The organism is Pedobacter quisquiliarum (genome assembly GCF_014642175.1).
Lineage (GTDB): Bacteria > Bacteroidota > Bacteroidia > Sphingobacteriales > Sphingobacteriaceae > Pedobacter > Pedobacter quisquiliarum.
In genome coordinates this window covers 38,496-63,292 of record NZ_BMIL01000002.1, presented here as the reverse complement: position 1 = coordinate 63,292, position 24,797 = coordinate 38,496, and the positions used below count along the sequence as shown (strand labels likewise).

Below are 24,797 nucleotides of genomic sequence, written 5' to 3'. Positions count from 1 at the left end.
TTGAAAAGATTAAATCAGCTCTGCTTCCCGGTACTCCTGTTGGCACTCCTGGCATCCGCATGCCAGCGCCTGCCTGATGTGCAGGGCAGAGGAGAAGTCTTTATGCAAGGTGTCTGGACACAGGATAGCATTCCTTACGCCAGCACCTTGTTAAACTACACCGAGCACAAGTTCAGGTTCACCTGCGATTCTTTCTATGTAGACCTCACCACACATTCTAAAGTCAACTACTACGAAGATTCCTGCTACAATAATGGGGTCTGGAAAGAGTACGCCAAAGGAATTTATGCGGTTAGAAATGACAGCTTGTTCCTGCAGGGTACCTATACCAAATCAAATTACAAGCAGAAGGTTTCCGGCTGCTACCAGACAGGACAATACCTGAAATCGTTCACCATTACGTCTGCAAAGCCGGATCAACTGATTATCCAAAGTGTAAACGACCAGCGTGAAGCGGTGCTGTCTTTAAAAGAAAAGATCGTTTGCGATCCAAAACCCTTATAACTTCTCAACCGATCGGAAGCTGAGCATTGCGAAAGCACCTAAGCGCCTCCCGATCGGTTTTTTTATTAAACGCCAACACAAATGAAATTTAGCAAATCTTTAAAAGTAGGCTTGATCATGGCCATCTGCGCCTATATCCCTGTAAATGCTTCTGCATGGGGCATGTTAGGCCACCGCATCGTGGGTCAGGTTGCAGAAACCTACCTGAATTCAAAGTCGCGTAAAGCGGTGAAAAACATCCTCGGAGATGAAACCCTTGCCATGACTGCCAACTGGCCAGACTTCATCAAGTCTGACACGAGTTACAACTACCTGAGTTCATGGCACTATGTAAATCTGCCGGCAAATCTGGATAGACAGGGTGTGGTGGATTTCCTAAACCGGGAGAAAACACCAAATGTGTACAACAAAATCCAGGAGATGATCAGCATCCTGAAAAATAAACAAAGCAATGCGGACCAGAAGAAACTAGCCCTGCGCTTATTGGTACACATGGTGGGCGATTTACATCAGCCGATGCATACCGCAAGAAAAGAAGATCTTGGCGGTAATAAGGTTTATGTAACCTGGTTCGGCCAGAAGTCTAACCTGCACAGCGTATGGGACAGCGGCCTGGTAGATTATCAGCAGTTAAGCTATACGGAATATGCAACTGTGATCAATCACCCAACCAAAGCGCAGCTTAAATCCTGGAGAGCGACTTCCCTTGCAGATAACGTATTTGAATCTTACCAACTGGTTGATAAAATCTACGCAAAGACCCGTGCGGAAGATAAATTAAGCTACCGTTATAACTTTGATTTCGTAGATCACTTGAATGAGCAACTGTTAAAAGGTGGTGTGCGTCTTGCAAACATCCTTAACGAAATCTACGGCTAATGGAAGCGGCTTTCAACAACCCAACTTTATTCATGATCATGCTCGGCTGTAAGCCGAAAGGTCGCCACACGGAGCAGCACGACATCTTCTTCACCATTGCCGATGCCATTGAACAGACGAAACCAGCAGTGCTGAACTTCTGGCCAGAGGCTGAGGGGTACGTGCACATGGATGTCTGGAGAAAAGTTACTGCGGTAGATGATTTCCAAATTCGGGTGCTGCCGAAAGATAGTCCGGTGCAATCGGATGGTTGGAAGCTGTTCTTCGTCAATCTTGGCGGCTACCGTGAAGGGGAGTTTGATGAGCCGCATTATAAGTTGCTGATTGTTGCGAAAGATAAAGCGATAGCCTTTAAACAGGCCAAACAAACCGCTTTTTACAAGCACACCGGCTTTGCTGGCGCACCTTCACACATCGATGATAAATATGGTGTAGACGTTGATGATGCTTTCGAGATTCACGATGTTTTGTCTGAACAGTTGAAAGCACAATATCAGCTGGAGATCATACCTGCAGCCAACCTGGAAGCGGATAAATTTACACTCGGTTACATGCCTTTGTATAAGGCGTAAAAACTTTTGTGGGCAATTGCTGTTGTTTTAGTACATCAAAAAAATCTACTACTATGAGCAATCAAACAGCAAACTACGAAACTTTAAACGACTTAGTTGAAATCAATAATGACCGTATCGTCGGTTATGAAAAAGCAATCGAAGAATTGCATCCAGAGGATAGTGATCTGAAATCCCTTTTCGCACAAATGATCGTGGAAAGCCAGAAACTGAAAATGGAATTGGCGACTGAAGTGCAACGTTATGGTTCAGACATCGAAACTGGAACAACCAACTCAGGTAAAATCTACCGTGTATGGATGGATGTTAAAGCAATCTTTACTGGACACGACCGTAAAACCGTATTGAACAACTGCGAGTTCGGTGAAGATGCCGCACAAAAAGCATATAAAATGGCTTTAGACGAGGACAACTTATCTGAAGATGTCAGAGCGTTAATCACCAAGCAAAAAGCTCAGCTAAGAGTTTCACATGATGAAATCAAAGCATTGAGAGATTCTGTAGCATAAGGTTGCAAGAAATCATAAAACAAGAAAAGCCCGGAACTGATGTTTCGGACTTTTTTTATTAAAGCGTTTTATTATACGCCAGATTCTTTGTCGCGGTACTCGGCAACTTTTACAATCGCATTGTCAATAGTATTGCTTAAAATGGTTATGAACGCACCGGATTGTGCCGTAGAAACCAGGTATTTCAAGCAGTCATCACCATTGTTATTGATGATTACTTTCATGTCTGGTTTAACCTCGCGAATACCTTGTAGCAGCAAGTCAATTAGTTCTTGCTGGGTGCGGCCGCGCAAGTATTTCTCCTGACAAATGATGATCCGGTCAAACATTTGGGCAGATATCCTTGCTGTTTCTAAAATATCCTCATCACGCCTGTCGCCAGTACCCGAAATCACACCAATATGCTCTGTTGCATCAATGGTGCTCAGATAGCCTTTGATACCATTAAAGCCATCCGGATTGTGCGCAAAATCCACAAGTACCTTAAATTCCTTGAAATTAAAGATGTTCATCCGGCCAGGTGTCTGTGCCGCAGAAGGGATAAAGGTTTCTAATGAAACCCGGATATCCTCAATCTTGTAGCCGTAAAGGAAAGTCGCCAGCGTTGCTGCAAGCACGTTCTCCACCATAAACTCTAGACTGCCGTTAAACGTCAATGGTACATGGGTCACCTTGGTTACCCGAATCTTCCAATCTCCTTTTTTGATGGTGATGTAGCCATTCTCATAGATCGCTGCCGTACCACCTTTCTTGCAATGCTCCTTAATTACAGGACTATCTTCGTGCATAGAGAAGTAGGCAACTTTACAATCTGCCTTGCTGCCAATCCTTCTGCAGTATTTATTGTCTGCATTAAGTACCGCCCAGCCACTTCTTTTCACCGCGCCAATCACAACCGCTTTCACGCGGGTAAGGTCGTCCAGGTTATGGATGTCCGACATACCCAGGTGATCTTCCTGAATGTTCGTTACGATACCAATGTCGCAGGTGTTAAAACCTAGCCCAGAACGCAATATCCCGCCTCTTGCGGTCTCCAGTACAGCGAATGCTACCGTCGGGTCGCGCAGAATAAACTCCGCACTGATCGGTCCGGTGGTATCGCCTTCCATCAGTAAGCTATTTTGTACGTAAACGCCGTCGGAAGTCGTAAACCCAACACGTGTTCCGTTGCTTTTTACAATATGTGCCACAAGGCGGGTGGTGGTTGTTTTACCATTTGTGCCGGTAACGGCGATGATGGGAATGCGCGCAGATTTCCCTGGTGGGTACAGCATGTCAATCACCGGCGCAGCCACATTGCGTGGCAAACCTTCGCTTGGTGCAAGGTGCATCCGGAAACCCGGTGCCGCATTTACCTCCAGTACCACACCGCCATTTTCAGAAAAAGGATGGGTAAGGTTCGGCGCCATGATGTCGATTCCGCAAATGTCCAGTCCAATAACCCTGGAAATGCGTTCACTCGTAAACACGTTCTCGGGGTGTACCAGATCGGTCACATCTATAGAAGTACCACCGGTACTCAGATTGGCGGTAGATTTCAAATAAACGATCTCCCCATTTGGAATCACCGAGTCCAGCGTGTAGTTGTTTTTAGCCAATAGATCTAAGGTATCACGGTCCACCGTAATTTCGGTAAGCACGTTCTCATGACCGTATCCCCTTCGTGGGTCCTGGTTTTCAATATCAATTAGCTCCTGAACGGTCTGTTGCCCGTTTCCGGTAACATGTGCAGGGACGCGTAAGGCCGCTGCGACCATCTTATGATCAATCACCAGGATACGGAAATCATATCCGGTAATGAAGCGTTCGATAATTACGCGGCGGGAGTACTTCTGAGCGTATTCGAAAGCCGCTTCCGCTTCTTCCATGGTCAGCACATTGATCGTTGCACCTTTACCATGGTTTCCGTCTAGTGGCTTAAATACCAGCGGAAAACCTACATGGCGAACAGCATCCCTTACGCCAGCCGGATCGGAGATCGTTACCCCCTTTGCCACCGGAATGGCCGCATCCTGCAACAATCTTTTGGTTTCTTCCTTATTGCAGGCAATGTCTACCGCGATGCTGTTGGTTCTTTCGGTCATGGTGGCACGGAAGCGTACCTGGTTTTTGCCGTATCCCAGCTGCACCAGGGAGCTCTTGTTGAGCCTGATCCATGGAATGCGTCGGGAAATCGCCTCATCCACAATGGAGCCTGTGCTTGGGCCCAGTCTTTCCTGTTCACGCAACTCGCGCAAGCGGTGAATGTCTGCCTCCAGATCGTAGTCTGTACCACTGATCAGCGCCTCAGCAATGCGTACAGCCGCTTCCGCTGCGTACACACCTGCCTTTTCTTCCAGGTAGCTGAAAACTACATTGTAGATGCCGTCTGTTTTGGTCTGCCGCGTTCTGCCGAAACCTGTGTCCATACCGGCCAGGGTTTGTATCTCCAGGGCAATGTGTTCAATCACATGCCCCATCCAGGTGCCTTCTTCAATGCGGACGAACAAGCCGCCAGGCTCACCAATGGAACAGCGATGGCTGAACAGGGATGGGAGTAGTGCCTGGATTCTTTCTGAAAAGCCGGGAATAAGGTTAGTCGGTTGTTGTTCCAGTTCTTCCAGATCCAGACGCATCTGAATAAGCTTTTTACGGGTAATGGACCATATGTTTGGTCCGCGCAGCACTTGAATGCCTAATATCTTCATTTGTTTAGTGTTTCGTTGTTGATGGAATGCTCAGACCGGCAATCTCCGTTGATGGAGGATTCAGATCGTGATGGCGTATTACTGGGTTGATTCGGTAAGTCGGGATGCAGGTCGTAAAAATAACATAATAAGGTAAATGTTCGGCTAAATATAAACTATATAGATGCTGCTTTAGTTTTCGTGCAGCACCTTAATTATCCTTATCTATTCGCTAAAATAATTATCGTTAGGTAGTGTAGATTTAGGTTTTTACCTGAAAACTTTCGGTAAAAACCTGATTTTTAGCCATAATGGCCATATATTTGAACTTTGTTCTAGTAAAAAGTATCTAAATGGCTCCAAAAGGCAAATTAATAATAATTGGCGGCGCAATAAATACAGGAAGTTTCACAGAATCTACCTTCGGCTTGGCAGATAACATGAACTTCTTCGAGCGGGGCATCTTAAAACGTATAACTACCGAATCTATTAAAGATAATCTTTCCAGATTTGAGATCATAACCACAGCTTCTTTAATTCCGGATCGCGTTGGTGAAGAGTACGTTAAAGCTTTTGCACACCTGGACGTACTCAATGTTGGCGTACTAAACATCTCCAGTCGTGAGCAGGCAAATGATGTGGAGTTTGTCGATCGACTTCGCGCTGCTGAAGTGATCATCTTCACGGGTGGTGATCAGCTGCGCTTATCCTCCATCTTCGGGGGAACGATGTTCCATGATGTGTTGTTAGAAAAATACCAGCAGGAGCAGGTGGTCATTGCCGGTACATCAGCCGGTGCTGCTGCAAGTTCCAAAAATATGATATACCAGGGCAGCAGTAAAGACGCGCTGCTGAAGGGTGAAGTAAAAATTACCGGCGGACTGGGTTTTATCGATGGCGTCATCGTAGATACCCATTTCGTACAACGTGGCCGCATCGGCCGCTTACTATATGCTGCGGCAAGTAACCCCGGTATTCTCGGTATCGGACTGGGGGAAGATACTGGATTATTCATTAGTAAGGGTACCCGCATGGAAGCGATCGGATCTGGCATGGTAATTCTGGTGGATGGCCGGAAGATGTCGGACACCAATTTAACGGATGTGCAGATGGGGCAACCGGTTTCCATCAACAACATGATCGTGCATGTGATGTGCGACGGTGATGTGTATGATTTGAAATCACACCAGCTTAAAATCCATCACCTTAAATCCATTCCGGAATCCGGATTTTAAGGCATTATTGGTTAACAGCCAGGTCGAAAAGCGTCAGGGTGCTTCGTATCCTCTTCCTTTAACATAAAACATCTTTCCAGCGCATGAAACTGATTATACATGGCGGCTTCTTTAGTGAGTCGAGTTCAAGTGAAGAAACCAAAAAAGCCAAACAACAGGCTTTATCAGACATTGTAACCGCGGGTTATGACTACCTGAAAACCCATACGGCGCTACAAACCGCAAGCTACGTCGTTAGCTTGCTTGAAGACAATACCCTTTTTAATGCAGGCACAGGCGGTCAGATCCAGAGCGATGGCAAGCTGCGTATGAGCGCATCCCTGATGGATGGCAAATCGCTTAAGTTCAGTGGGGTCATCAACATCGAGGATGTCCGCAACCCGATCATGGTTGCCGTAAAACTGCTGGAAGAAGAGGACAGGGTATTAAGCGGACCAGGTGCATTGGGTTATGCGCGTAAACATGGCTTTGAGGCTTATAACCCCATCACGACCGAACGGCAGCAGGAGTTTGAAGAAAAACGCAACCAGCAAAACAATAAAGGTACCGTCGGCTGCGTGGCCATGGATGCCGATGGTAACATCGCCGCCGCTACATCAACTGGTGGTAAAGGCTTCGAGATACCCTGCCGCGTCAGCGATTCTGCAACCGTTGCGGGCAACTATGCCAATGCGGATGCAGGCGTATCCTGTACCGGCGTAGGTGAAGATATCGTGAATGTTGGCCTCGCCCTGAAGATCGTAACCCGCGTAACAGATGGCATGACACTGCAGCAGGCAACAGACAAGTCCTTTCAGGAGCTGAAGCAATTTGATGGTTTTGCCGGCGTAATCGCCATCAGCAGCACCGGTGAAATGTACCACACCGATTCTCATCCTTATATGGTATGGGCGTCATTTGATGGTCGTTTACAGGTGTTTAACTAAATTGTTGCTATCTTTGTACCATGCAAAAACTCTCCCTGGTTATTTTGCTGTTCCTTGCTGTTAATGTAAAGGCACAGATACCTGATATCACCATGTCCCGCCCGGTACCTGGTGGCCCCATTACCATTACCTATTACAATCCTTTGGCGCTGAATGCGGACGATTACTTCTACGAAGCCGATCAGAATGAACGCAAAGGCGATCTTAAAGTCGCCCTGGCTTTGTACGACAAAGCCGCTAATGGCTTTAACCTTTCCCGCAGAAACGCACAATACAGCGCCGCCTTGCTTCGCTTAAGTAACGTGCACATGCTGATGAATAACTTCTCTGTAGCCGAAAAGCTCGTGCTGCAGGGTGCACTGATGAACTATTCCAAAGCGGGAAACATCACCGGAGAGATGAACGCCTACCAGCAGCTGGCCAAGATCTATCTTGCAGCAGATAAGCTTACAGAAGCGCTTTGGTTTTCTACACAGCAGGGGATTCTTGCACAACGTCTCAGCAATCAGAACGCATACATCTCCTCACTGCTTGGCGTAGCCAGGGTGAAGATTAAAAAGCAGGAATTCAACCTCGCGAACTATGACCTTAACCGTGCAGAAACACTGGCGAGGTCCAACAACTACACCGACTTTTCTACCCAGATCAGCGACGCCAGAAAAGCCATTGCTGACGGGCAGAACCTCAAAAAATAAGCTTCCATTTACTTAAACAATCTTTACAGAAAAGAGACGTATTATTACTGTCTCTTTTTTGTTTATTAAATAAATTGGTATCATATTGGATACCTGTAAACACAAATGGAATTTAAATTATTTAAACAGATGCTTAGAAGAATATTACTGGTCACTTTTACCGCTGCAGTGCTGGCCTGTAGTGCCGCCCCCAAGCCGCAACAGCTGGTAGATGGGATTGCCAATATAAAGCCTGATGAGCAGCAGAGCCTGGTTGCCAAAGAGGTTGTTACGCTCATCGAAAATTACAACTATAAGAAAATCCAACTTAACGATTCCATTTCTTCCGTGATCCTGGATCGCTACATCAAAGCGTTGGATCCTTCTAAGTACTACTTCCTGGCATCGGATATCAAGGAATTTGAGCAGTTCAGAAACAGCCTGGATGACGATTTAAGAAACGGTGACCTGAGTGCGCCTTTCTACATCTTTAATGTTTATTTGAAAAGATACAATGAGTGGATCGCATTTTCACTTCAGAATGTAAAGACCAAATTCGATTTAAATACCAACGACAAATATGTGTATGACCGCGAAAAGCTACCTTGGGCGGCTTCCCGTACGTCATTGAACGAGATTTGGCAGAAGCGTCTGAAATATGAGATGATCAACCTGCAGATCGCAGGTACTTCAGAAGCCAAGAACATTGAAACACTTACCAAAAGGTACCAGAGCCAGAAGTCGCAAGTTGCCAAGGTAAACAACCAGGATGTGTTCCAAACGCTAATGGACGCCTTTACCGAAAGCATCGACCCACATACCAACTACTTCAACCCAACCAATGCTACAGCCTTCAATGAAGACATGGCGAGATCTTTCGACGGGATCGGTGCAAGACTGATGGTCGAAAATGAAGTGGTTAAGATTTCAGAAGTTATCCCCGGCGGTCCGGCTTTCAAAAGCAAACAGCTGAATGCAGGCGACCGTATCGTAGCTGTTGCACAAGGCAACAAGGAGTTTGAAGACATTATCGGCTGGAGAATAGACAACTCTGTTTCTAAGATCAAAGGCCCGAGAGGTACAACAGTAAGGCTGAAAGTTATCCCTGCAGGTCAGGACCTTTCTTCTAAACCGGTTATCATTGCCCTTGTAAGGGAGAAGATCGTGATGGAAGAACAGTCGGCTAAAAAGTCCGTTAAGACCATACAGTCGAATGGAAAAGCATACAAAATCGGGATCATCACCGTTCCTGCTTTCTATGCGGATTTTAAAGCGGCAAGTGCTGGTGACAAGAACTACAAAAGCACCACCCGTGATGTACGCTTGCTAATCGACAGTCTGAAAAGCAGAGATAAAGTAGATGCCATCATGATGGACCTGCGTTCAAATGGCGGTGGTTCATTGGTAGAAGCGATTGACCTTACTGGTCTCTTCATTGACCGTGGCCCAGTGGTGCAGGTTAAAGATATGAGAGGCCGTATAGACGTTTCACAGGATACCAATCCAGGTGTTTCATGGGATGGACCATTCGCAGTAATGGTAGATCGTTTAAGTGCTTCTGCATCGGAGATCTTTGCAGGTGCCATTCAAGACTACGGCCGCGGTATCATCTTAGGCACCCAGACTTATGGTAAGGGTACGGTACAATCATCCATAGACCTGAACAAGCTGTTAAATCCTTCTATGCTGCAACGTTTGGCCAGCCTGATCAACAAGACGGCAGTGGTTAAAGGTGAGACAGCGCCGGAAGCGCCACAACTTGGTCAGATTAACCTGACCATGGCGAAGTTCTACCGGGTGAATGGTAGCAGTACACAGCACAAAGGTGTAATGCCGGATATCGTTTTCCCATCCATCTATCCACTGGATAAGATTGGTGAGGACACCGAAAAATCTGCATTGCCATGGGATGTTATTCCACGTTCTAACTTCAACCCTGTTGCGGACCTATCGCCATTGAAAACGGAGCTGGTTAACCGTCACAAAGCACGCATGGAGAAATCAACGGATTACAAGCTTCTTGTACAGGATATCGAAGACATGCAGAAACGTGATAAGGAAACTTCCATTATCCTGAATCAGGCGAAGCTTAAAGCAGAAAGAGACAGCCTGGAGGCGAAGTCGCTGGAGCGTACCAACCTGATCAGAACTTCAAGAGGCTTAGCGCCGCTTAAAAAAGGCGAGAAGGTGAAGAAAGAAGAGACCTACGATTTCATTGAAGACGAGAGCCTGAAGGTGATTGTAGATATGATTGAAATGAAGAAAGCTTAGGCAAGTACATAAAACTTTAAAACGACGGCTTTACCTGAACAGGTAAAGCCGTTTTTTTGTGCCCGGCATGCGTTCGGGTCAAGCGCACAGCACACGCACAGCAAACGCACACCACACGCACACAAGACCCACGAAAACGTGGGTTTGCTGTGCGTTTGATCTGGCCTTTGTATGGGTTTGTCCCTAAAGCTTAAGTATGTAAACCGTTAACGGATGTAAGCGCGGTATACACTGCGGTAAACCTTGAAGCTATGTAACAAGTCTGGGATATATACGGCATAGATATTGCATATTACTGTAAAATATATGTTATGAACGTAAAACGCACTTTTGGAACTGTCCTCACTATCCTTGGTATTATTGGTTTAATCTATGCGGGTTATGGCTATACCCAGAAAGATCCGGCGACACGCCAGTTGATCGTTTATGGTATCATTGGTATCATTTTCTTCTTCTCGGGTATTGGCCTGGTAAAGAACACGAAGGACGAGGCATAAGGACATAAAAAAAGCCGATTGTGTAAACAATCGGCTTTAAAATGCTTTTGAGGTTCTTATTCTTCGATCAGCTCATCTTTAACAGAGTCCAGTATCCGGCCGCCTTTATAGAAGTAGCGGGAATAATAAGGTTCGTTCAGGTTACTGATTACAACACCTCTGGATGATGAAGCATGTGCGAAGCGGTTATCGCCAAGATAGATCCCGATGTGGGTAATGCTTCTGCTTTTGATTTTGAAGAATACCAGGTCTCCTTCTTTAAGTTCGTCTTTAGGCAAAGGATTAACCATGCTGAAGATGTCTCTTGAATTGCGGAGGATGGTGGTATTGAATACTTTATCATATATGGCTTTGGTGAAAGCGGAGCAGTCTATACCTTTTTGTGTGTTACCACCAAAACGGTAAGGTGTTCCAATCCATTCATATATAAATTTGTATAGTTTTAAGTTCGAAGTTGCATCAACGGCAACGCCCATAACCTGCGAAAAGTACTGTGAAGCAAGGTTGTCCGGGTCTTCTAATTTGTTGGTTTCTTTTACTTTAGATTGGGCATTTACGGCGGAGATGCTGCACAGCGCAATCAGCGTAGAAAACAAAAACTTTTTAATCATGTTATACTATAAGTTTGGGTAAAAGGTACTTACACTTAAACGTACACCAGTTATATGGCTTATTGTTCGACATCCAAAACTAGGGATTAAACTTAGTTAATCCAAATGTCATTAAATAAAACTCCATTTAAGGGCCTTCGTCTTGTAACCTTACTGTGTAATTTACATCAATTCTTTCGATATATTACAATAAAAAAGTAGATTTGCTCTCGTAAAAAACAATCAAGACCCCAAAAATGAGTGCAGTAGAAATTAATAAAGATACCTATCTGAAGTGGTTTGAGTCGATGTTGCTGATGCGCAAATTCGAAGAAAAAACAGGGCAACTTTACGGACAACAAAAAATCCGTGGATTCTGCCACCTATATATTGGACAGGAAGCCGTTGTTGCGGGTGCTATTTCTGCCTTACAACCTGAAGATTCTATGATTACTGCTTACCGCGACCACGCACATGCGTTGGCCAAAGGTGTAAGTGCAAGAAGTATCATGGCTGAAATGTATGGTAAAGCTACTGGTTGCTCTAAAGGAAAAGGTGGTTCCATGCACATGTTCAGTAAAGAACATAACTTTTATGGCGGACACGGTATCGTTGGTGGTCAGATTCCACTAGGTGCCGGTATTGCGTTTGCAGAAAAATATAAAGGAACTAAAAATGTTAATGTTTGCTACATGGGTGACGGCGCGGTTCGTCAGGGTGCTTTAAACGAAGCATTTAACATGGCCATGTTGTGGAAATTACCTGTAATCTTCGTTTGCGAAAACAATGGTTACGCCATGGGTACTTCCGTACAACGGACCACAAACATGACAGATATCTATAAAATCGGTTTAGGATTTGACATGCCATGTGCACCCGTAGATGGTATGGATCCTGTTGCGGTTCACAATGCAATGGATGAAGCTGCGCAACGTGCACGTAACGGTGAAGGTCCGACTTTCCTTGAAATGCGTACTTACCGCTACCGTGGTCACTCGATGTCCGACCCGGCTAAATACCGTACTAAAGAGGAATTAGAAGATTACAAAGCTAAAGATCCAATTGAGATCGTACGTGAGGTGATCCTGAAAGAGAAATATGCTGATCAGGCTTGGATTGAAAGCATTGAAGAGAAAGTGAAAGAGATTGTTGATGATTCAGTAAAATTCGCTGAAGAGTCGCCATGGCCTGAAGCTTCTGAGCTATTCACTGACGTTTATGTTCAGACCGACTATCCTTACGTAGTAGATTAAGTTAAACAGTTTTCAATTTATAATATAGAATGGCTGAAGTAGTTAAAATGCCCAAAATGAGCGATACCATGACCGAAGGGGTGATGGCGAAGTGGCATGTAAAAGTTGGCGATAAAATTAAAAGCGGCGATGTTATGGCCGAAGTGGAAACCGATAAGGCGACCATGGATCTTGAATCATATTGGGACGGAACTGTTTTATATATTGGTGTTGAAGAAGGTAAAGCTGTTCCTGTTGATGCGGTAATCGCAGTAGTAGGAAAAGAAGGTGAAGACTACAAAGCTTTGCTAGAAGCTGACGCTGCACCTGCATCGGCACCTGCTGCTCCGGCTGCGGAAAGTAAATCTGATGCTGCGCCTGCAGCGGCTTCGGCACCTGCAGTTACAGATGCTGACCTGGAGAAAATGGGCGTAACGGTGGTAAGAATGCCATTGTTAAGCGATACCATGACTGAAGGCGTTATCGCTGAATGGCATAAAAAAGTTGGTGATAAAGTAAAAGATGATGATATCCTTGCTGATGTTGAAACCGATAAGGCAACAATGGAAGTTATGGGTTATGCATCTGGTACCTTACTGCACATCGGTGTAGAAAAAGGCGCAGCTGCAAAGGTAAACGGCATCATCGCGATTGTTGGTCCTGAAGGTACCGACATCAGTGGCATCCTTAATCAGGGTGACGCACCTGCTGCTCCGGCGCAGGAAGCTGCTGCACCAGCTGAATCAAAAGCAGAAGAGACTCCTGCTGCGGCAAGTACCGAAAGTGCTTCCTCAGAAGGTGGCCGCGTGAAAGCTTCACCACTGGCAAAACGCATTGCTAAAGAAAAAGGCATTGACCTTTCACAAGTTGCAGGTTCTGCAGACGGTGGAAGGATCATTAAAAAAGATATCGAGAACTTTAAACCAGCTGCCGCTGCATCTACAGATGCGTCTGCACCGGCTAAAGAGACCGAAAAAGCTGCTGCTCCACTTCCTCAGTACACTGGCGAAGAGAAATTCACGGAGAAACCAGTTACACAGATGCGTAAGGTTATTGCCAAACGTCTTTCTGAAAGCTTGTTCACCGCACCGCATTTCTACTTAACCATGTCTATCGATATGGACAGTGCAATTGCTGCGCGTACGAAAATCAATGAGTTTGCTGCTGCGAAAGTATCTTTCAATGACCTGGTATTAAAAGCAGTTGCAGTTGCTTTAAAACAACACCCTGCAGTTAACTCTTCATGGTTAGGTGATAAGATCCGTTACAATGAGCATGTAAATATTGGTGTTGCTGTGGCTGTTGAAGATGGGTTACTGGTACCAGTAGTTCGTTTTGCTGATGGTAAATCTCTATCCCGCATCTCTGCAGAGGTTAAAGATTTCGCACAACGTGCAAAAGCGAAGAAACTACAGCCATCGGATTGGGAAGGCTCTACATTTACCATTTCTAACTTAGGTATGTTTGGTATTGATGAGTTTACTGCAATCATCAACCCACCTGATGCATGTATCCTTGCAATTGGTGGTATCTCTCAGGTGCCTGTTGTTAAAAACGGTGCAGTTGTTCCAGGAAACGTGATGAAAGTAACGTTAAGCTGTGACCACCGCGTTGTGGATGGCGCTACAGGTGCTGCATTCCTTCAAACAGTTAAAGCTTTATTGGAAGAACCAGTTCGTTTATTGGTTTAACCAGCATACTAAATACTTAAAAGCTGCTTCGGCAGCTTTTTTTATGCCTTTTAGTTTTTGTACTTTTGCGGCTATGTCAAACATCAAGCCCTCTTTAGCTAAAGGTACCCGCGACTTCTCTCCGATTGAAATGGTGAAGCGTAATTATATCTATGACACGATTAAAAAGGTGTTCAGGAAGTATGGTTACGCAGAAATCCAGACACCATCAATGGAGAACCTGAGCACGCTGACCGGCAAGTACGGCGATGAGGGCGACAAGCTGATCTTTAAAATCCTGAACAGCGGGGATTACCTGTCGAAGGTTAACCCAGAACTTCTGGAAAGCAGGAACTCCAATGGCATGATCGCGTCGATTAGTGAGAAGGCCCTGCGTTATGATCTTACCGTGCCCTTCGCACGTTACGTGGTGATGCACCAGAATGAGATTACACTGCCATTTAAGCGTTTTCAGGTGCAGCCGGTATGGCGCGCAGACCGGCCGCAGAAAGGTCGCTATCGCGAGTTTTACCAGTGTGATGTGGATGTGGTTGGGTCAGAAAGCCTGCTGAATGAAGCGGAGTTTGTATTGATCTATCAGGAGGCGCTGAGCAATCTCGGACTTAGCGATTTCAGCATTAAGATCAACAACCGTAAAATCCTGACCGGTATTGCGGAGATCATCGGCAAGCCGGAGTTGATCATTGATATGACCGTTGCCATTGATAAGCTGGACAAGATCGGCTTTGAGGGGGTGACCAAAGAACTACTTTCAAAAGGATTTACCGACGCGGACATTGAGGTGCTTAAACCGGTAATCTTATTGGAAGGCAGCAATGAAGAAAAGCTTGCACAGCTGAAGCAGGTGCTGGCGAGTTCTGAAGCTGGCTTGAAAGGGATCTCAGAGATTGAAACCGTGTTTAACTATGTTGCTTCGTTAGCAGGTTCAGAGCTTCGTGCTGCAATGCAACTGGAGCTTGATATTACTTTGGCCAGAGGCTTAAATTATTATACCGGCTGTATCTTCGAGGTGAAGACCAATGAGGTTGCCATGGGCAGCATTGGCGGCGGTGGCCGTTACGACGACCTGACTGGCATGTTCGGCCTGAAGGGGCTGACTGGTGTTGGTGTTTCTTTCGGTGCGGACCGCATCTATGATGTTTTATTGGAGCTTGACTTATTCCCGGAATCTGCATCTGCAGGCACTAAGGTGTTGATCAGCAATTTTGATGCTACGGCTGAAGCTTATGCCTTGCCTTTGCTGCAGGCTTTGCGCCAGGCAGAGATTTCTGCAGAGCTGTACCCGGCTTCGGCAAAGCTGAAGAAACAGATGTCCTATGCGGATGATAAGCACATCCCTTATGTAATTCTGATCGGTAGTGACGAAATGGAAAGCGGACTGCTGACCCTGAAGGATATGAAGAGCGGGGTGCAGGAGAAGCTTGGCATTGATGCCATCATCGACATGCTTACCGAAAGCGCATTGTAGGTAGTATCTGGCTTTAAGCCTGCTGTACACTTGCAAGCTGGGCGCGCCATAAACAATTTCTTTGCCCGCATTGTTATCATGCTACAAAAAGCAGGAAGCAATGAGATCAATATGGAAAGGTTCGATTGGGTTTGGATTGGTAAACATACCGATCAAGCTTTACTCTGCCGTGCAAAACAGCGGTCTTGATCTGGATATGCTTGATGCCAAGGATCAATCACACATCAAGTTTCAGCGGATTAATGAGAACACGCAGAAGGTGGTGGAGTTCGATAAGATCGTGAAGGGGTACAAGCTGGATGATAAGTACATCATACTGGATAAGCACGACTTTGAAGAGGCCAGTCCGGAGAAGACCAAGATGATCGAGCTGGAGAACTTCGTCGGCATTGAAGAGATTAATCCCATCTATTACGAAACTTCCTATTTTGCAGAGCCTGAAACCCAGGGTAAAAAGGCTTATGCGCTGCTGCTGAAAGCACTTCAGAAATCGGGGAAAGCAGGCGTTGCACGCTTTGTACTCCGCAATACGGAGAACCTGTGTGTGATCCATCCGTTGAACAATGTACTTACCGTAACCAAGATTCGTTTTGCAGAGGAAATCCGCTCTTCTGAGGAGATTAAAGTGCCTGCGCTTGATACGATCAATAAAAAGGAATTGGACGTCGGCCTGGCGCTTATAAAGCAGTACACCTCTCCGTTTAACATTGAAGCGTTTAAAGATGAGTACACGCAGGAATTGCTGCGCATCATTAAAGCGAAAGCAAAGGGGAAACGTGCGACGGTGAAAAAGCTGAAGCCAAGGGAGGAGTCTGGTTCAGACCTGTACAGCCAGCTGATGCAGAGTTTGTCTAAGAAGGCTTAGCTGTTTTTAAGGCTTACATGTAGTTTTTCCCTGCGAGCAGGCCTTCGATGCGGTCTAGTAAGTCGTCGATATCAAAAGGTTTCGCTACAAAAGCATCTGGTTTAAATTCTACGTTCTGCAGGTTTTCCTTGGTGTAGCGCGCAGAGATCATCAGTACCGGGATGTGCCTGGTTTTTTCATTCAATCGCAATTCCTGTAAAAGCACCCTACCATCTGCATCCGGGAGCATGATGTCCAGGATCATCAGATCTGGGTTGAACGCATCGATATGTTCCATGAAATTTGCACTCTTACTGAGGCCATTTACCTTGTATGCCTCACTTTGCAGAATCAGCGTAATCACGTCCAGGATGGCATGATTATCTTCAATAACTAATATGTTCTTGTACTTTGTATCGGTTTTCTTCAAGGCAGCGTAGATGTTTATTGCAAATATATATCAAGGTAAAGCTAAGTAGGTTACAAAAAAAATACCTGAAATTAATATTTCAGGTAAAATGAAACCTTTTCTGCTGAATCCTGTCTTAATAATAGTTTTTAGGTTTAATAAAAGGTACAATTGTGGCGATTGTACCTTTTATTTTACATGCGGTTTGTATGTGCCAGTATTCACTACGGCCTTCAGTTCTTGTAGTATGGTGTACAGTCCGAAGTTGGTGCGGTTCACATAGATGAAGTGTTTCACTCCACGTGGCTGCTTAAACTCGGGCATCTTCGCGATTTTCTCTCCATAAGCATACAGCTGATCAAAGAACTCCGGCTGACTGAAGTCAAAGACATCGTCCAGGTATGGGCGTGCAAATAAACTGATCATTTCCCGGTAAGCTTTATAATAAAACTCGACTTGTGCAGGTGTATCTGTTTTGAAGATCATGTCCAGCTTACGGAACGCATCTATAGTTTTTTGTTTATCATCGAGTATCCCGGCGGAAACCAGTGAGAAGAAAGGTTCATAGAAATCATCCGGCAGTTCTTTGATGCAGCCAAAGTCGATGACGCCGAGCTTTTCATCTTCGGTGATCAGGAAGTTTCCTGGATGGGGGTCTGCATGTACTGCACGAAGTTCGTGCTGCTGGAAGTTATAGAAGTCCCACAGGGCTTGCCCGATTTTGTTTTTAAGCTCCTGGGAGGGGTTAGTTCTAAGGAATTCTTTCAGGTGTTTACCCTCGATCCAGTCCATCGTGATGATCCTTTTTCCAGAATATTCCGGGTAATAGGTTGGGAAAACGATGTTGTCGAGGTTCTTACAGGCTTCGGAAAACTGTATGGACCTGCGGACTTCGAGTTCGTAGTCTGTTTCTTCGAGCAGTCGCTCTTCAACTTCTGCAACATAGATGTTCAGCTCCTTTTCGCTCATGCCCAGCAGGCGGAAGGCAAATGGCTTTACCAGCTTGAGGTCTGAAGAGATGCTGTCGGCCACGCCTGGGTATTGGATTTTTATGGCCAGCTTTTTACCGTTGAGCATGGCTTCGTGGACCTGTCCAATGGATGCGGCATGCGTAGAGCTGGTGTTGAACTTGTCGAAGATCTTTTCCGGTGCTTTACCAAGCTGTTTGGTGAAGGTACGTACAATCAGCGGTCCGGATAGCGGTGGCGCATTGTACTGCGACTGTGTGAATTTATCCACGTAGGAGCGTGGCAGCACGTTTTTGTCCATGCTGAGCATTTGTGCAATTTTTAAGGCACTGCCTTTAAGCTCACTTAGAGATTTGTATATATCGGTAGCGTTGTCCTCGTTCAGTTCCTCACGGTCCAGATCGGGGTTAAACAGCTTTTTAGAGTAGTGTTTGATGTAGTTGCCGCCAATCTGGAAGCCTGTTTTAACGAATTTAGCAGAACGTTGTGTTTTGGTGGTTGGAATACTATCTTGTTCTCTCATCAGGTTTTTTAGAATCTCATTTTTTCTTTGAAGGCGCCATTGCGGGAAAGGAACTTTCCGTATTCGAACAGGTTGTCGATTGGCGAGCGCTGGAACAGGTCGAACGTCACATTTACGCCTTTCTCAATGGCTTCATCGGTCTTTTCAAAGCCGGTGCTGTCGTCATTGATCCAGAACTTGGTGATGAAGACGAACTGCGCCCATAGCGCATCTTTGTAGCGCTTGGTGAAGAACTTCCGCTCGGCAAGCTCGCCGGTTTCCAGCCCTTCGCTTAGCACGGTTTCTGCAAACTGCTCGAACAGCTCCCTTGCTGCAGAAAGTGGGGCAGGGGTGTAGTGCTTTGTGCCGTTGTCTTTCAGGCTGTACACAATGAAGCTGCGTTGACCTTTCAGCAATTCGGTAAAGCTGTAGAAAAAGGAGAGGATCTTATCCCTGGAGGAATATTCCACCCAAACGGCCTGCTGCTGCACGGCATCGATGGTCTCTGCCACAAGCTCCGCCCAGGTATTTTTCTCTATACTTTCAAATGAAGCATAGTGGTCGTAAAATTCAGACTCCTGGATGTCGAGGCTTTTAACAAAACTGTATATGGACTTCGGCTTTTCACCATGTGTAAGTACATAGTCGATATAAGCCTTTCTGATTTGCTCCGCTGTAACCATAGGGATTTTATTTTTATAAACGTAAAATTAGGCATCTTGGTTTATCAAGTTGGGTTTAATTCCCTGTGCTTCATCATACTGGCGTAATAATGTGGCAGCTTTGTTTAAGATATATGGTGTGGGTGTCTAACTTATCGTGAATGTTACGTTATCAGGACGTCTTAAAAGGTAAATTGTTTAATTTTGCATGTAGGTGAACCAGAAAGGCATACATATCGAGAGAATGTTGGCTACAGCAATGCTGTGGGTGTTTTTTCTTGCGCTTACGCCATGGTCGTCTTTTCACCACCACCAGCAGATTACTTACACCTGCGATAATGAAGCTGTTGATAATCATAAAGTCCACATCAGTTCGCATGCGGAGCAATGTCTGGTTTGTTCTGCGCATTTCGAAAAGACCTACACCCTTTCACATCACTTCTTCAGCTTTCACGAAAGCCCGGTGTTGTACCTAAAGAATCAACCTGTTGAATCCACGCTATATGCGGAATTAATCCGTACCTCCCTAAGAGGTCCGCCTGCTGCTTAATACCTCCATTTAAGTTTCAGGGCCATGCTGGCCATTAATTCAATTCAAAAAACATGATTAAGCGTATACAACTTTATATTGTTGTGCTCTTGCTATCCTTGAGCGCGACTACCCTTTTTGCAGCAGAAACCATCAACTTTACCGGTAGAGTTCTTGATGCCCATAGCCAGACTGGCTTGCCCGGGGCGAGCATTTCCATTCCGGATCTCCGGGTGTCGGTGATTACGGATGCCAATGGGGAATTCAACATCAGCTCCGCACCATCAAGGGGCAGCTTCCTGATCCAGGTGCGGTACATTGGATACAAGACTTTAACCAGGACCGTTGACTTTAGTAAATCAGCGACACTGGTCTTTGAGCTGGAAGAAAGTGTGATTGAGGGTAAGGAGATCGTGATTACGGGCTCTGCCTTCAGCTCCGACAATCGCCAGAACAGTACTTCCATCGCCACTGTGACGAAAGAAGACCTGCTATATAACCCATCAACCAATATTATTGACGCCTTGTCTAAGGTGCCTGGGGTTTCACAGATTACTACTGGTCCGGCTATTTCCAAGCCTGTGATTCGTGGTTTAAGTGCAAACCGGGTAGTGACCTTGAGTAACGGCGTGAAGCAGCAGGGCCAGCAGTGGGGCGATGAGCATGGGATTGAAATTGACCAGTACAGCGCAGAGCGGATCGAGATCCTCCGTGGACCGGCGAGTTTGATGTATGGCTCGGATGCACTTGGAGGGGTAATCAATATTCTGGATGCTTTACCTGCACCAGATGGCACCATCAGAGGGGAGTTTTTGAGTAACTATGCGACCAATAATGGTCTTAGTGGTACTTCCCTGATGCTTCAAGGGAACAACAAGGGGCTGGTTTACCGTGCCAGAGGCTCTTACCGTAATGCTTATTCTTATAAAACGGCGACGGAGTATGTACCGAACTCCGGGTTTAACGAAACCAGCTTTGAGGGGCAGATTGGCCTGAATAAGAACTGGGGTTATGCGCATTTGGATGCCTCCAGCTTCAGAAACAACATCGGCTTCTATGAGCCTGGGCGTAACGATGCCGGGCTGCTCGTGAATGAAAATGGCCTGGTGCCGACAGACGCGCAGAACCGTGACCGCACCATCGCTTTCCCTAAGCAGGACGTTAGGCACTACAAGCTTGCTTTAAATAGTAACATATTGTTCAACAGCGGGAGCCTGCGCTCCACCATAGGCTACCAGCAGAACCAGCGTCGGGAGTTGGAAAGCGCTGGGGAAGGTGCCGCGCTGTACCTGAACAACTACGCATACAGCTATGATTTTAAATACACGTTGAAAGAGACCAATGGCTGGGCTTCCGTATTCGGGATTTCCGGTGAATTTATCCATAGCTTGAATACCAGTGCAGAAGAACAGTTGATACCGGACTTCGACAGTCAGGCTTACGGCGGCTTTGCCTTTTTGAAAAAAACCTGGGAGAAGAATACGTTTAACATTGGCGCCCGTCTGGATTACAGGAAGCTGAACTCTTACGCGTTTGAGGGTGAAGAAGTATCTTTTGCGCGCATTAATAACGAATTTACCAATCTGAGTGCGGCATTGGGTTATACGCATGAATTCAATGAGGCTTTGAGTTTAAAAGCCAATGCGGGAACCGCTTTCCGCGGCCCGAACATCGCGGAGCTGTCATCCAATGGGGTGCATGAAGGTGCATTCCGGTTTGAGGTCGGTAATCCGAACCTTAAGCAGGAGCGTAGCAACCAGTTTGACGCTTCTTTTGAGTATGGTGATGAATACTTTAGTGCAAGTGTAGGTGGCTTCCTGAATTCCATTAACAACTACATCTACTACAATTCGAATGGCGAGTTCATAGATGTGGACGGCACAGCTTATCCGGTGTTCAACTTTGTGCAGAATGACGCGCTTTTGAGAGGTATTGAGGCCTCCCTGACCTTACACCCGGTAAGCTTCATCCATTTTGAAAATGCCTTTGCCTTTACGCGGGCAACAAATCGCAGCACGAAGCAGTCGCTGCCTTTTATTCCTGCAGCAACTTTGCGTAATGAATTCCGGTATGAGCCAAAGGTTCCTGGCACGTCACATTCGTACATTTCCATAGGTTTGGATAACTTCTTTAAGCAGTCTAAAGTGGATGCTTTTGAAACGACAACCTCGGGGTATACTTTGTTGAATGCCGCTGTGGGCACCACGCTCAGAATTGGCAAAAAGCAAGATCTGACGATCTATGTTGCCGGAAGAAACCTGTTGAATAAAGCTTATTATGATCATTTGAGCCGCTTTAAACCAGGGCGGTTAAGCGAGGAAGATCCCACTTTCGGGATTTATAATGCGGGTAGAAACATCACTTTTGGTTTCAGACTTCCATTTAACGTGACCACAGGGAAGTAGGGAAACCACTAGGAAGCAGGTACTTGATCAGGAACATTCATATAATTTATAAGCCCTTTCGGTATAAACCGGAGGGGCTTTCTGTTGCAGGTACAGATTTTGTAGCGATATATTAAATAGTACTTGCCCCAAACTGCAACCCGTATGTACAAAAAACTGCTAACCCTTTCTTTGCTGACTTTAGCCTACATCAATACGTTTGCGCAGCAAACCTTCAACACTTCTGCTACAAAAACGGATTCCATATCCATTAACCTTGACAACGTAAACTATGCCTATCTGGTGAAGTTCTTTCCAATTTCAGCCGAAGGGCAGCAATTGAAGATGGCTTATATGGATGTGCAGCCTGCGAGGAAGGCAAACGGCAGAACGGTAGTGTTGTTTCACGGGAAGAACTTTGCTGGGTATTACTGGACCAACGTCATCAAGACGCTTACGGAGGCTGGCTTTCGCGTTGTGGTGCCCGACCAGATTGGCTTCGGAAAGTCTTCTAAAGCATACATTCACTACAGCTTCCATCAGTTGGCCAGCTGGAACAGGGACCTCTTGGAAAGCCTGAACATCTCAAAGGCTGTGATGCTTGGACATTCCATGGGCGGGATGCTGGCCACCCGCTATGCATTGATGTTTCCGGAACGTACCGAGAAGCTACTGCTGGAAGATCCGATCGGATTAGAAGATTACCGCACGTTTATCCCCTACAGCAATACGGAAAAGCAGTATCAGACAGAGTTAAAGGCTACGCCTGAAAGTGTACGCAAGTACTACGAAGGTTCTTATTTCACCAAATGGAAGCCGGAGTATGATGAGCTCGTACGGATCGCTGGTGGGGTGAGTTACAGCAAGGAGTTCCCACGGTATGCGAAAGTCGCTGCCATGACCTATACAATGATTATTGAACAGCCAGTGGTTTACGAGTTTAGGAACCTCAAAGTGCCAACCGTACTCTTTATTGGCCTTGAAGATAAGACGATTGTAGGTAAGGCAAGTCTGACGCCGGAACAGCAGGCGCTACATGGACAGTATAAGCTGTTGGGTAAGCTTACCGCCAATCAGATCCCTGGCGCAAAGCTGGTAGAATTCGAGAACTGCGGGCACATCCCGCATATGGAGATCCCTAAGGTATTTGCAGCTGCGCTGCTTGGCAACCTTGAGGCTTCTAACAACTGAAACTTGTAGAAACGTACAGTGGTGCTCAATGGCCCAATAGTTAGATCTTATAGATAGACGCAGGGGATATCAAGAGCCGCAGTTAGAACTTGTGAAAACCCACAGGTGCCTCTAAAATCTGCAGCTGCGTAAGCACCTGCTCCTCCGTCACGGCGTAAGGCACGTTGTTCACAATCCCCTGGTACACCCCGTCAAACAGCGGCATGTAGCTGCCGGTCTCCGAAACCAGCTGTTCCTGCCTTTTACTGCCGTCTGGGTTCATGCGCGTCAAAGTTGCGGCGAGCTCCACAGGCTCTACGCCGTAGCCCTCGCTGCCTGGACGAATGTTCTTCAGCAGCTGCGCCTCCTGGATATCCGCACGGTATTTCACCAGGCTTCCCTGCTCTCCGTGCACCACAAAGGCCGCCTGCGGATCCGGAACCAGCATGCTTGAGCATACAAACACCTGCAGACTATCCGGGTACTCCAGGTGAAAATGGAAGTAATCATCTACTTTGGTACTCTGGCGGTTCAGGCCAAGAATTTTATAGAAATTAAGAGGTTTTCCGAAGAGGTTTATGGCCTGATCCAGCAGGTGGGCGCCAAGATCGTACTGCAGGCCAGTAGCCGGCACTAGCTCCTCCTTGAAGGTCTTTGGCCCGATGGTATTGCGGTAGCGGTCGAACCGGATATGCACTTCCGCCAGTTTACCCAGCACCCCGCTGTCTATCACCTGCTTCACGGCGAGGTAATCGCTGTCCCAACGTCTGTTCTGGTACACGAACACCTGTTTCCCCACTTCACGTGCGAGGTCAAAGAGCGCCTGTGCTTCTTCAGCAGTTGCGGCAAAAGGCTTTTCCACAAGCACGTGTTTGCCTTTCAGCAGTGCCTGCCGGGTGTAATCGTAATGGCTGTAATTGGGGGTATTCACCACGACCAGGTCAATCGCAGGGTCGTCCATCAGTTCATCAATGCTGTTGTAGCTGGTAATGCCAGGGTAATCCTTGGGTGCTTTCTGCTCATTGCGTTCGGTAACTGCACTTAGGTTAAAGCCCGGATGTACGGACAGGAAAGGTGCGTGAAACAGCTTTCCGGACATTCCATAAGCCAGCAGGCCAGTGTTGATGATCTTCTCCATAGTTTAAAAGTAAGCATATAAGCGTATCTTTGTGGCATGAAACCTTCAGAAATTCATGCAAAATGGAAGATTTTGCAGCAAAAGATCGCTACTGAATTCGATAATGATCAGCCGGATTTGAAGGTAATCCTGTTTCTGATTGGTGTTCAGGAGCTTGGTAAAGGCCCCGGAAAATATAGCAAGCGACAAAAAGAGGAGCTGATGCACATCGCTACTTGCAGGCTGTTGAGCGAGATGGGCTTTTACGAGCTTGAAGGACTAGATCAGGATGGTTGGCCACACTGGAAGCTCATCAAACCCGTGCCGGCATTCGCCATGATGGAACAGGAGTTACTCCTGAAATCACTGGCCGTAGCCTACTTCGAAGATATATACGGCGAAGAATTCAACGCATAGAAAAAGCCCCGGAACAATCGTCCCGGGGCCTTTCATATTTTAGATCTCTATATGGAACAAACACGTTCCTTAAAGACCAAG

General features: G+C 46.2%; 23 protein-coding genes. 17 read left to right on the top strand and 6 right to left on the bottom strand.

Annotation, left to right across the window (positions count from 1 at the left end; translation table 11 throughout):
• The 4 genes from IEW69_RS02705 to IEW69_RS02690 all read left to right on the top strand — a co-directional run bounded on the left by IEW69_RS02705 (position 1) and on the right by IEW69_RS02690 (position 2,464).
• Positions 1–504 carry a fumarate hydratase gene (locus IEW69_RS02705; RefSeq protein ID WP_188625293.1) on the top strand — a complete coding sequence of 168 codons (504 nt, stop codon included), beginning with the start codon at positions 1–3 and terminating at the stop codon, positions 502–504.
• Between the two features lie 81 nt (positions 505–585).
• On the top strand, positions 586–1,383 hold the full coding sequence (locus IEW69_RS02700; protein ID WP_188625292.1) for a S1/P1 nuclease: 798 nt from the start codon (positions 586–588) through the stop codon (positions 1,381–1,383).
• A complete protein-coding gene (locus IEW69_RS02695) occupies positions 1,383–1,955 on the top strand; it encodes a DUF1543 domain-containing protein (protein ID WP_229663490.1) in 573 nt (190 codons plus the stop codon). Before IEW69_RS02700 ends, IEW69_RS02695 begins: the two co-directional genes overlap by 1 nt.
• A gap of 53 nt (positions 1,956–2,008) precedes the next feature.
• Positions 2,009–2,464, top strand: a complete 456-nt coding sequence (locus tag IEW69_RS02690; RefSeq protein ID WP_188625291.1) for a ferritin-like domain-containing protein — start codon at positions 2,009–2,011, stop codon at positions 2,462–2,464.
• A 71-nt stretch (positions 2,465–2,535) separates the two neighbouring features.
• Here IEW69_RS02690 and cphA read toward each other — a convergent pair whose 3' ends face one another.
• Positions 2,536–5,151, bottom strand: coding sequence for a cyanophycin synthetase (cphA, locus tag IEW69_RS02685; RefSeq protein WP_188625290.1), 2,616 nt, complete (start codon positions 5,149–5,151; stop codon positions 2,536–2,538).
• 332 nt (positions 5,152–5,483) lie between these two features.
• Between cphA and IEW69_RS02680 the strand changes: the two genes are divergently transcribed.
• From IEW69_RS02680 to IEW69_RS02660, 5 genes are all read left to right on the top strand, one after another.
• Complete coding sequence (locus tag IEW69_RS02680) at positions 5,484–6,365, top strand: cyanophycinase (RefSeq protein WP_188625289.1); 882 nt, start codon at positions 5,484–5,486, stop codon at positions 6,363–6,365.
• A gap of 83 nt (positions 6,366–6,448) precedes the next feature.
• On the top strand, positions 6,449–7,291 hold the full coding sequence (locus IEW69_RS02675; RefSeq protein ID WP_188625288.1) for an isoaspartyl peptidase/L-asparaginase: 843 nt from the start codon (positions 6,449–6,451) through the stop codon (positions 7,289–7,291).
• Between the two features lie 20 nt (positions 7,292–7,311).
• On the top strand, positions 7,312–7,986 hold the full coding sequence (locus IEW69_RS02670) for a hypothetical protein (RefSeq protein WP_188625287.1): 675 nt from the start codon (positions 7,312–7,314) through the stop codon (positions 7,984–7,986).
• 105 nt (positions 7,987–8,091) lie between these two features.
• On the top strand, positions 8,092–10,236 hold the full coding sequence (locus IEW69_RS02665; protein ID WP_188625286.1) for a carboxy terminal-processing peptidase: 2,145 nt from the start codon (positions 8,092–8,094) through the stop codon (positions 10,234–10,236).
• Positions 10,237–10,547: 311 nt separating this feature from the next.
• Entirely contained in the window at positions 10,548–10,733 is a 186-nt protein-coding gene (locus IEW69_RS02660; RefSeq protein ID WP_188625285.1) for a hypothetical protein, read from the top strand.
• A gap of 56 nt (positions 10,734–10,789) precedes the next feature.
• Here IEW69_RS02660 and IEW69_RS02655 read toward each other — a convergent pair whose 3' ends face one another.
• Positions 10,790–11,344 carry a C40 family peptidase gene (locus tag IEW69_RS02655; protein ID WP_188625284.1) on the bottom strand — a complete coding sequence of 185 codons (555 nt, stop codon included), beginning with the start codon at positions 11,342–11,344 and terminating at the stop codon, positions 10,790–10,792.
• Between the two features lie 236 nt (positions 11,345–11,580).
• Between IEW69_RS02655 and pdhA the strand changes: the two genes are divergently transcribed.
• The 4 genes from pdhA to ku all read left to right on the top strand — a co-directional run bounded on the left by pdhA (position 11,581) and on the right by ku (position 16,579).
• Positions 11,581–12,576, top strand: coding sequence for a pyruvate dehydrogenase (acetyl-transferring) E1 component subunit alpha (gene pdhA / locus IEW69_RS02650; RefSeq protein ID WP_188625283.1), 996 nt, complete (start codon positions 11,581–11,583; stop codon positions 12,574–12,576).
• Positions 12,577–12,605: 29 nt separating this feature from the next.
• Positions 12,606–14,246, top strand: a complete 1,641-nt coding sequence (locus IEW69_RS02645; protein ID WP_188625282.1) for a pyruvate dehydrogenase complex dihydrolipoamide acetyltransferase — start codon at positions 12,606–12,608, stop codon at positions 14,244–14,246.
• A 73-nt stretch (positions 14,247–14,319) separates the two neighbouring features.
• Complete coding sequence (hisS, locus tag IEW69_RS02640) at positions 14,320–15,714, top strand: histidine--tRNA ligase (protein WP_188625281.1); 1,395 nt, start codon at positions 14,320–14,322, stop codon at positions 15,712–15,714.
• A gap of 100 nt (positions 15,715–15,814) precedes the next feature.
• Complete coding sequence (ku, locus tag IEW69_RS02635) at positions 15,815–16,579, top strand: non-homologous end joining protein Ku (protein ID WP_188625280.1); 765 nt, start codon at positions 15,815–15,817, stop codon at positions 16,577–16,579.
• 13 nt (positions 16,580–16,592) lie between these two features.
• Here the strand turns inward: ku and IEW69_RS02630 are convergent, their stop codons facing one another.
• The 3 genes from IEW69_RS02630 to IEW69_RS02620 form a co-directional block, all read right to left on the bottom strand.
• Complete coding sequence (locus tag IEW69_RS02630) at positions 16,593–16,988, bottom strand: response regulator transcription factor (RefSeq protein ID WP_188625279.1); 396 nt, start codon at positions 16,986–16,988, stop codon at positions 16,593–16,595.
• A 168-nt stretch (positions 16,989–17,156) separates the two neighbouring features.
• On the bottom strand, positions 17,157–18,458 hold the full coding sequence (locus IEW69_RS02625; RefSeq protein WP_188625278.1) for an ABC1 kinase family protein: 1,302 nt from the start codon (positions 18,456–18,458) through the stop codon (positions 17,157–17,159).
• An 8-nt stretch (positions 18,459–18,466) separates the two neighbouring features.
• The gene (locus IEW69_RS02620; RefSeq protein WP_188625277.1) at positions 18,467–19,120 is read right to left on the bottom strand and encodes a TetR family transcriptional regulator C-terminal domain-containing protein; all 654 of its coding nucleotides are present in this window, start codon (positions 19,118–19,120) and stop codon (positions 18,467–18,469) included.
• 223 nt (positions 19,121–19,343) lie between these two features.
• Between IEW69_RS02620 and IEW69_RS02615 the strand changes: the two genes are divergently transcribed.
• The 3 genes from IEW69_RS02615 to IEW69_RS02605 all read left to right on the top strand — a co-directional run bounded on the left by IEW69_RS02615 (position 19,344) and on the right by IEW69_RS02605 (position 23,203).
• Entirely contained in the window at positions 19,344–19,649 is a 306-nt protein-coding gene (locus tag IEW69_RS02615) for a hypothetical protein (RefSeq protein ID WP_188625276.1), read from the top strand.
• 53 nt (positions 19,650–19,702) lie between these two features.
• Positions 19,703–22,033 (top strand): TonB-dependent receptor, encoded by a 2,331-nt coding sequence (locus tag IEW69_RS02610; RefSeq protein ID WP_229663489.1) that lies wholly within the window; start codon positions 19,703–19,705, stop codon positions 22,031–22,033.
• A gap of 144 nt (positions 22,034–22,177) precedes the next feature.
• On the top strand, positions 22,178–23,203 hold the full coding sequence (locus IEW69_RS02605) for an alpha/beta fold hydrolase (protein ID WP_188625275.1): 1,026 nt from the start codon (positions 22,178–22,180) through the stop codon (positions 23,201–23,203).
• An 82-nt stretch (positions 23,204–23,285) separates the two neighbouring features.
• Here IEW69_RS02605 and IEW69_RS02600 read toward each other — a convergent pair whose 3' ends face one another.
• Entirely contained in the window at positions 23,286–24,320 is a 1,035-nt protein-coding gene (locus IEW69_RS02600; RefSeq protein WP_188625274.1) for a Gfo/Idh/MocA family oxidoreductase, read from the bottom strand.
• Between the two features lie 36 nt (positions 24,321–24,356).
• Here IEW69_RS02600 and IEW69_RS02595 point away from each other — a divergent pair, with 36 nt between their 5' ends.
• The gene (locus tag IEW69_RS02595) at positions 24,357–24,716 is read left to right on the top strand and encodes a hypothetical protein (protein ID WP_188625273.1); all 360 of its coding nucleotides are present in this window, start codon (positions 24,357–24,359) and stop codon (positions 24,714–24,716) included.
• Positions 24,717–24,797: the final 81 nt, after the last annotated feature.

Excerpts from the sequence above, each read along its gene's own strand:
- IEW69_RS02695 (WP_229663490.1), top strand. The coding sequence starts at position 1,383 with ATGGAAGCGGCTTTCAACAACCCAACTTTATTCATGATCATGCTCGGC.
- IEW69_RS02620 (WP_188625277.1), bottom strand. The coding sequence starts at position 19,120 with ATGGTTACAGCGGAGCAAATCAGAAAGGCTTATATCGACTATGTACTT.
- IEW69_RS02595 (WP_188625273.1), top strand. The coding sequence starts at position 24,357 with ATGAAACCTTCAGAAATTCATGCAAAATGGAAGATTTTGCAGCAAAAG.
- IEW69_RS02680 (WP_188625289.1), top strand. The coding sequence starts at position 5,484 with ATGGCTCCAAAAGGCAAATTAATAATAATTGGCGGCGCAATAAATACA.
- IEW69_RS02700 (WP_188625292.1), top strand. The coding sequence starts at position 586 with ATGAAATTTAGCAAATCTTTAAAAGTAGGCTTGATCATGGCCATCTGC.
- IEW69_RS02690 (WP_188625291.1), top strand. The coding sequence starts at position 2,009 with ATGAGCAATCAAACAGCAAACTACGAAACTTTAAACGACTTAGTTGAA.
- IEW69_RS02670 (WP_188625287.1), top strand. The coding sequence starts at position 7,312 with ATGCAAAAACTCTCCCTGGTTATTTTGCTGTTCCTTGCTGTTAATGTA.
- cphA (WP_188625290.1), bottom strand. The coding sequence starts at position 5,151 with ATGAAGATATTAGGCATTCAAGTGCTGCGCGGACCAAACATATGGTCC.
- IEW69_RS02645 (WP_188625282.1), top strand. The coding sequence starts at position 12,606 with ATGGCTGAAGTAGTTAAAATGCCCAAAATGAGCGATACCATGACCGAA.
- IEW69_RS02655 (WP_188625284.1), bottom strand. The coding sequence starts at position 11,344 with ATGATTAAAAAGTTTTTGTTTTCTACGCTGATTGCGCTGTGCAGCATC.
- IEW69_RS02625 (WP_188625278.1), bottom strand. The coding sequence starts at position 18,458 with ATGAGAGAACAAGATAGTATTCCAACCACCAAAACACAACGTTCTGCT.
- hisS (WP_188625281.1), top strand. The coding sequence starts at position 14,320 with ATGTCAAACATCAAGCCCTCTTTAGCTAAAGGTACCCGCGACTTCTCT.
- IEW69_RS02610 (WP_229663489.1), top strand. The coding sequence starts at position 19,703 with ATGATTAAGCGTATACAACTTTATATTGTTGTGCTCTTGCTATCCTTG.
- IEW69_RS02600 (WP_188625274.1), bottom strand. The coding sequence starts at position 24,320 with ATGGAGAAGATCATCAACACTGGCCTGCTGGCTTATGGAATGTCCGGA.
- IEW69_RS02665 (WP_188625286.1), top strand. The coding sequence starts at position 8,092 with ATGGAATTTAAATTATTTAAACAGATGCTTAGAAGAATATTACTGGTC.
- IEW69_RS02675 (WP_188625288.1), top strand. The coding sequence starts at position 6,449 with ATGAAACTGATTATACATGGCGGCTTCTTTAGTGAGTCGAGTTCAAGT.
- pdhA (WP_188625283.1), top strand. The coding sequence starts at position 11,581 with ATGAGTGCAGTAGAAATTAATAAAGATACCTATCTGAAGTGGTTTGAG.
- IEW69_RS02615 (WP_188625276.1), top strand. The coding sequence starts at position 19,344 with ATGTTGGCTACAGCAATGCTGTGGGTGTTTTTTCTTGCGCTTACGCCA.
- IEW69_RS02660 (WP_188625285.1), top strand. The coding sequence starts at position 10,548 with ATGAACGTAAAACGCACTTTTGGAACTGTCCTCACTATCCTTGGTATT.
- IEW69_RS02605 (WP_188625275.1), top strand. The coding sequence starts at position 22,178 with ATGTACAAAAAACTGCTAACCCTTTCTTTGCTGACTTTAGCCTACATC.
- ku (WP_188625280.1), top strand. The coding sequence starts at position 15,815 with ATGAGATCAATATGGAAAGGTTCGATTGGGTTTGGATTGGTAAACATA.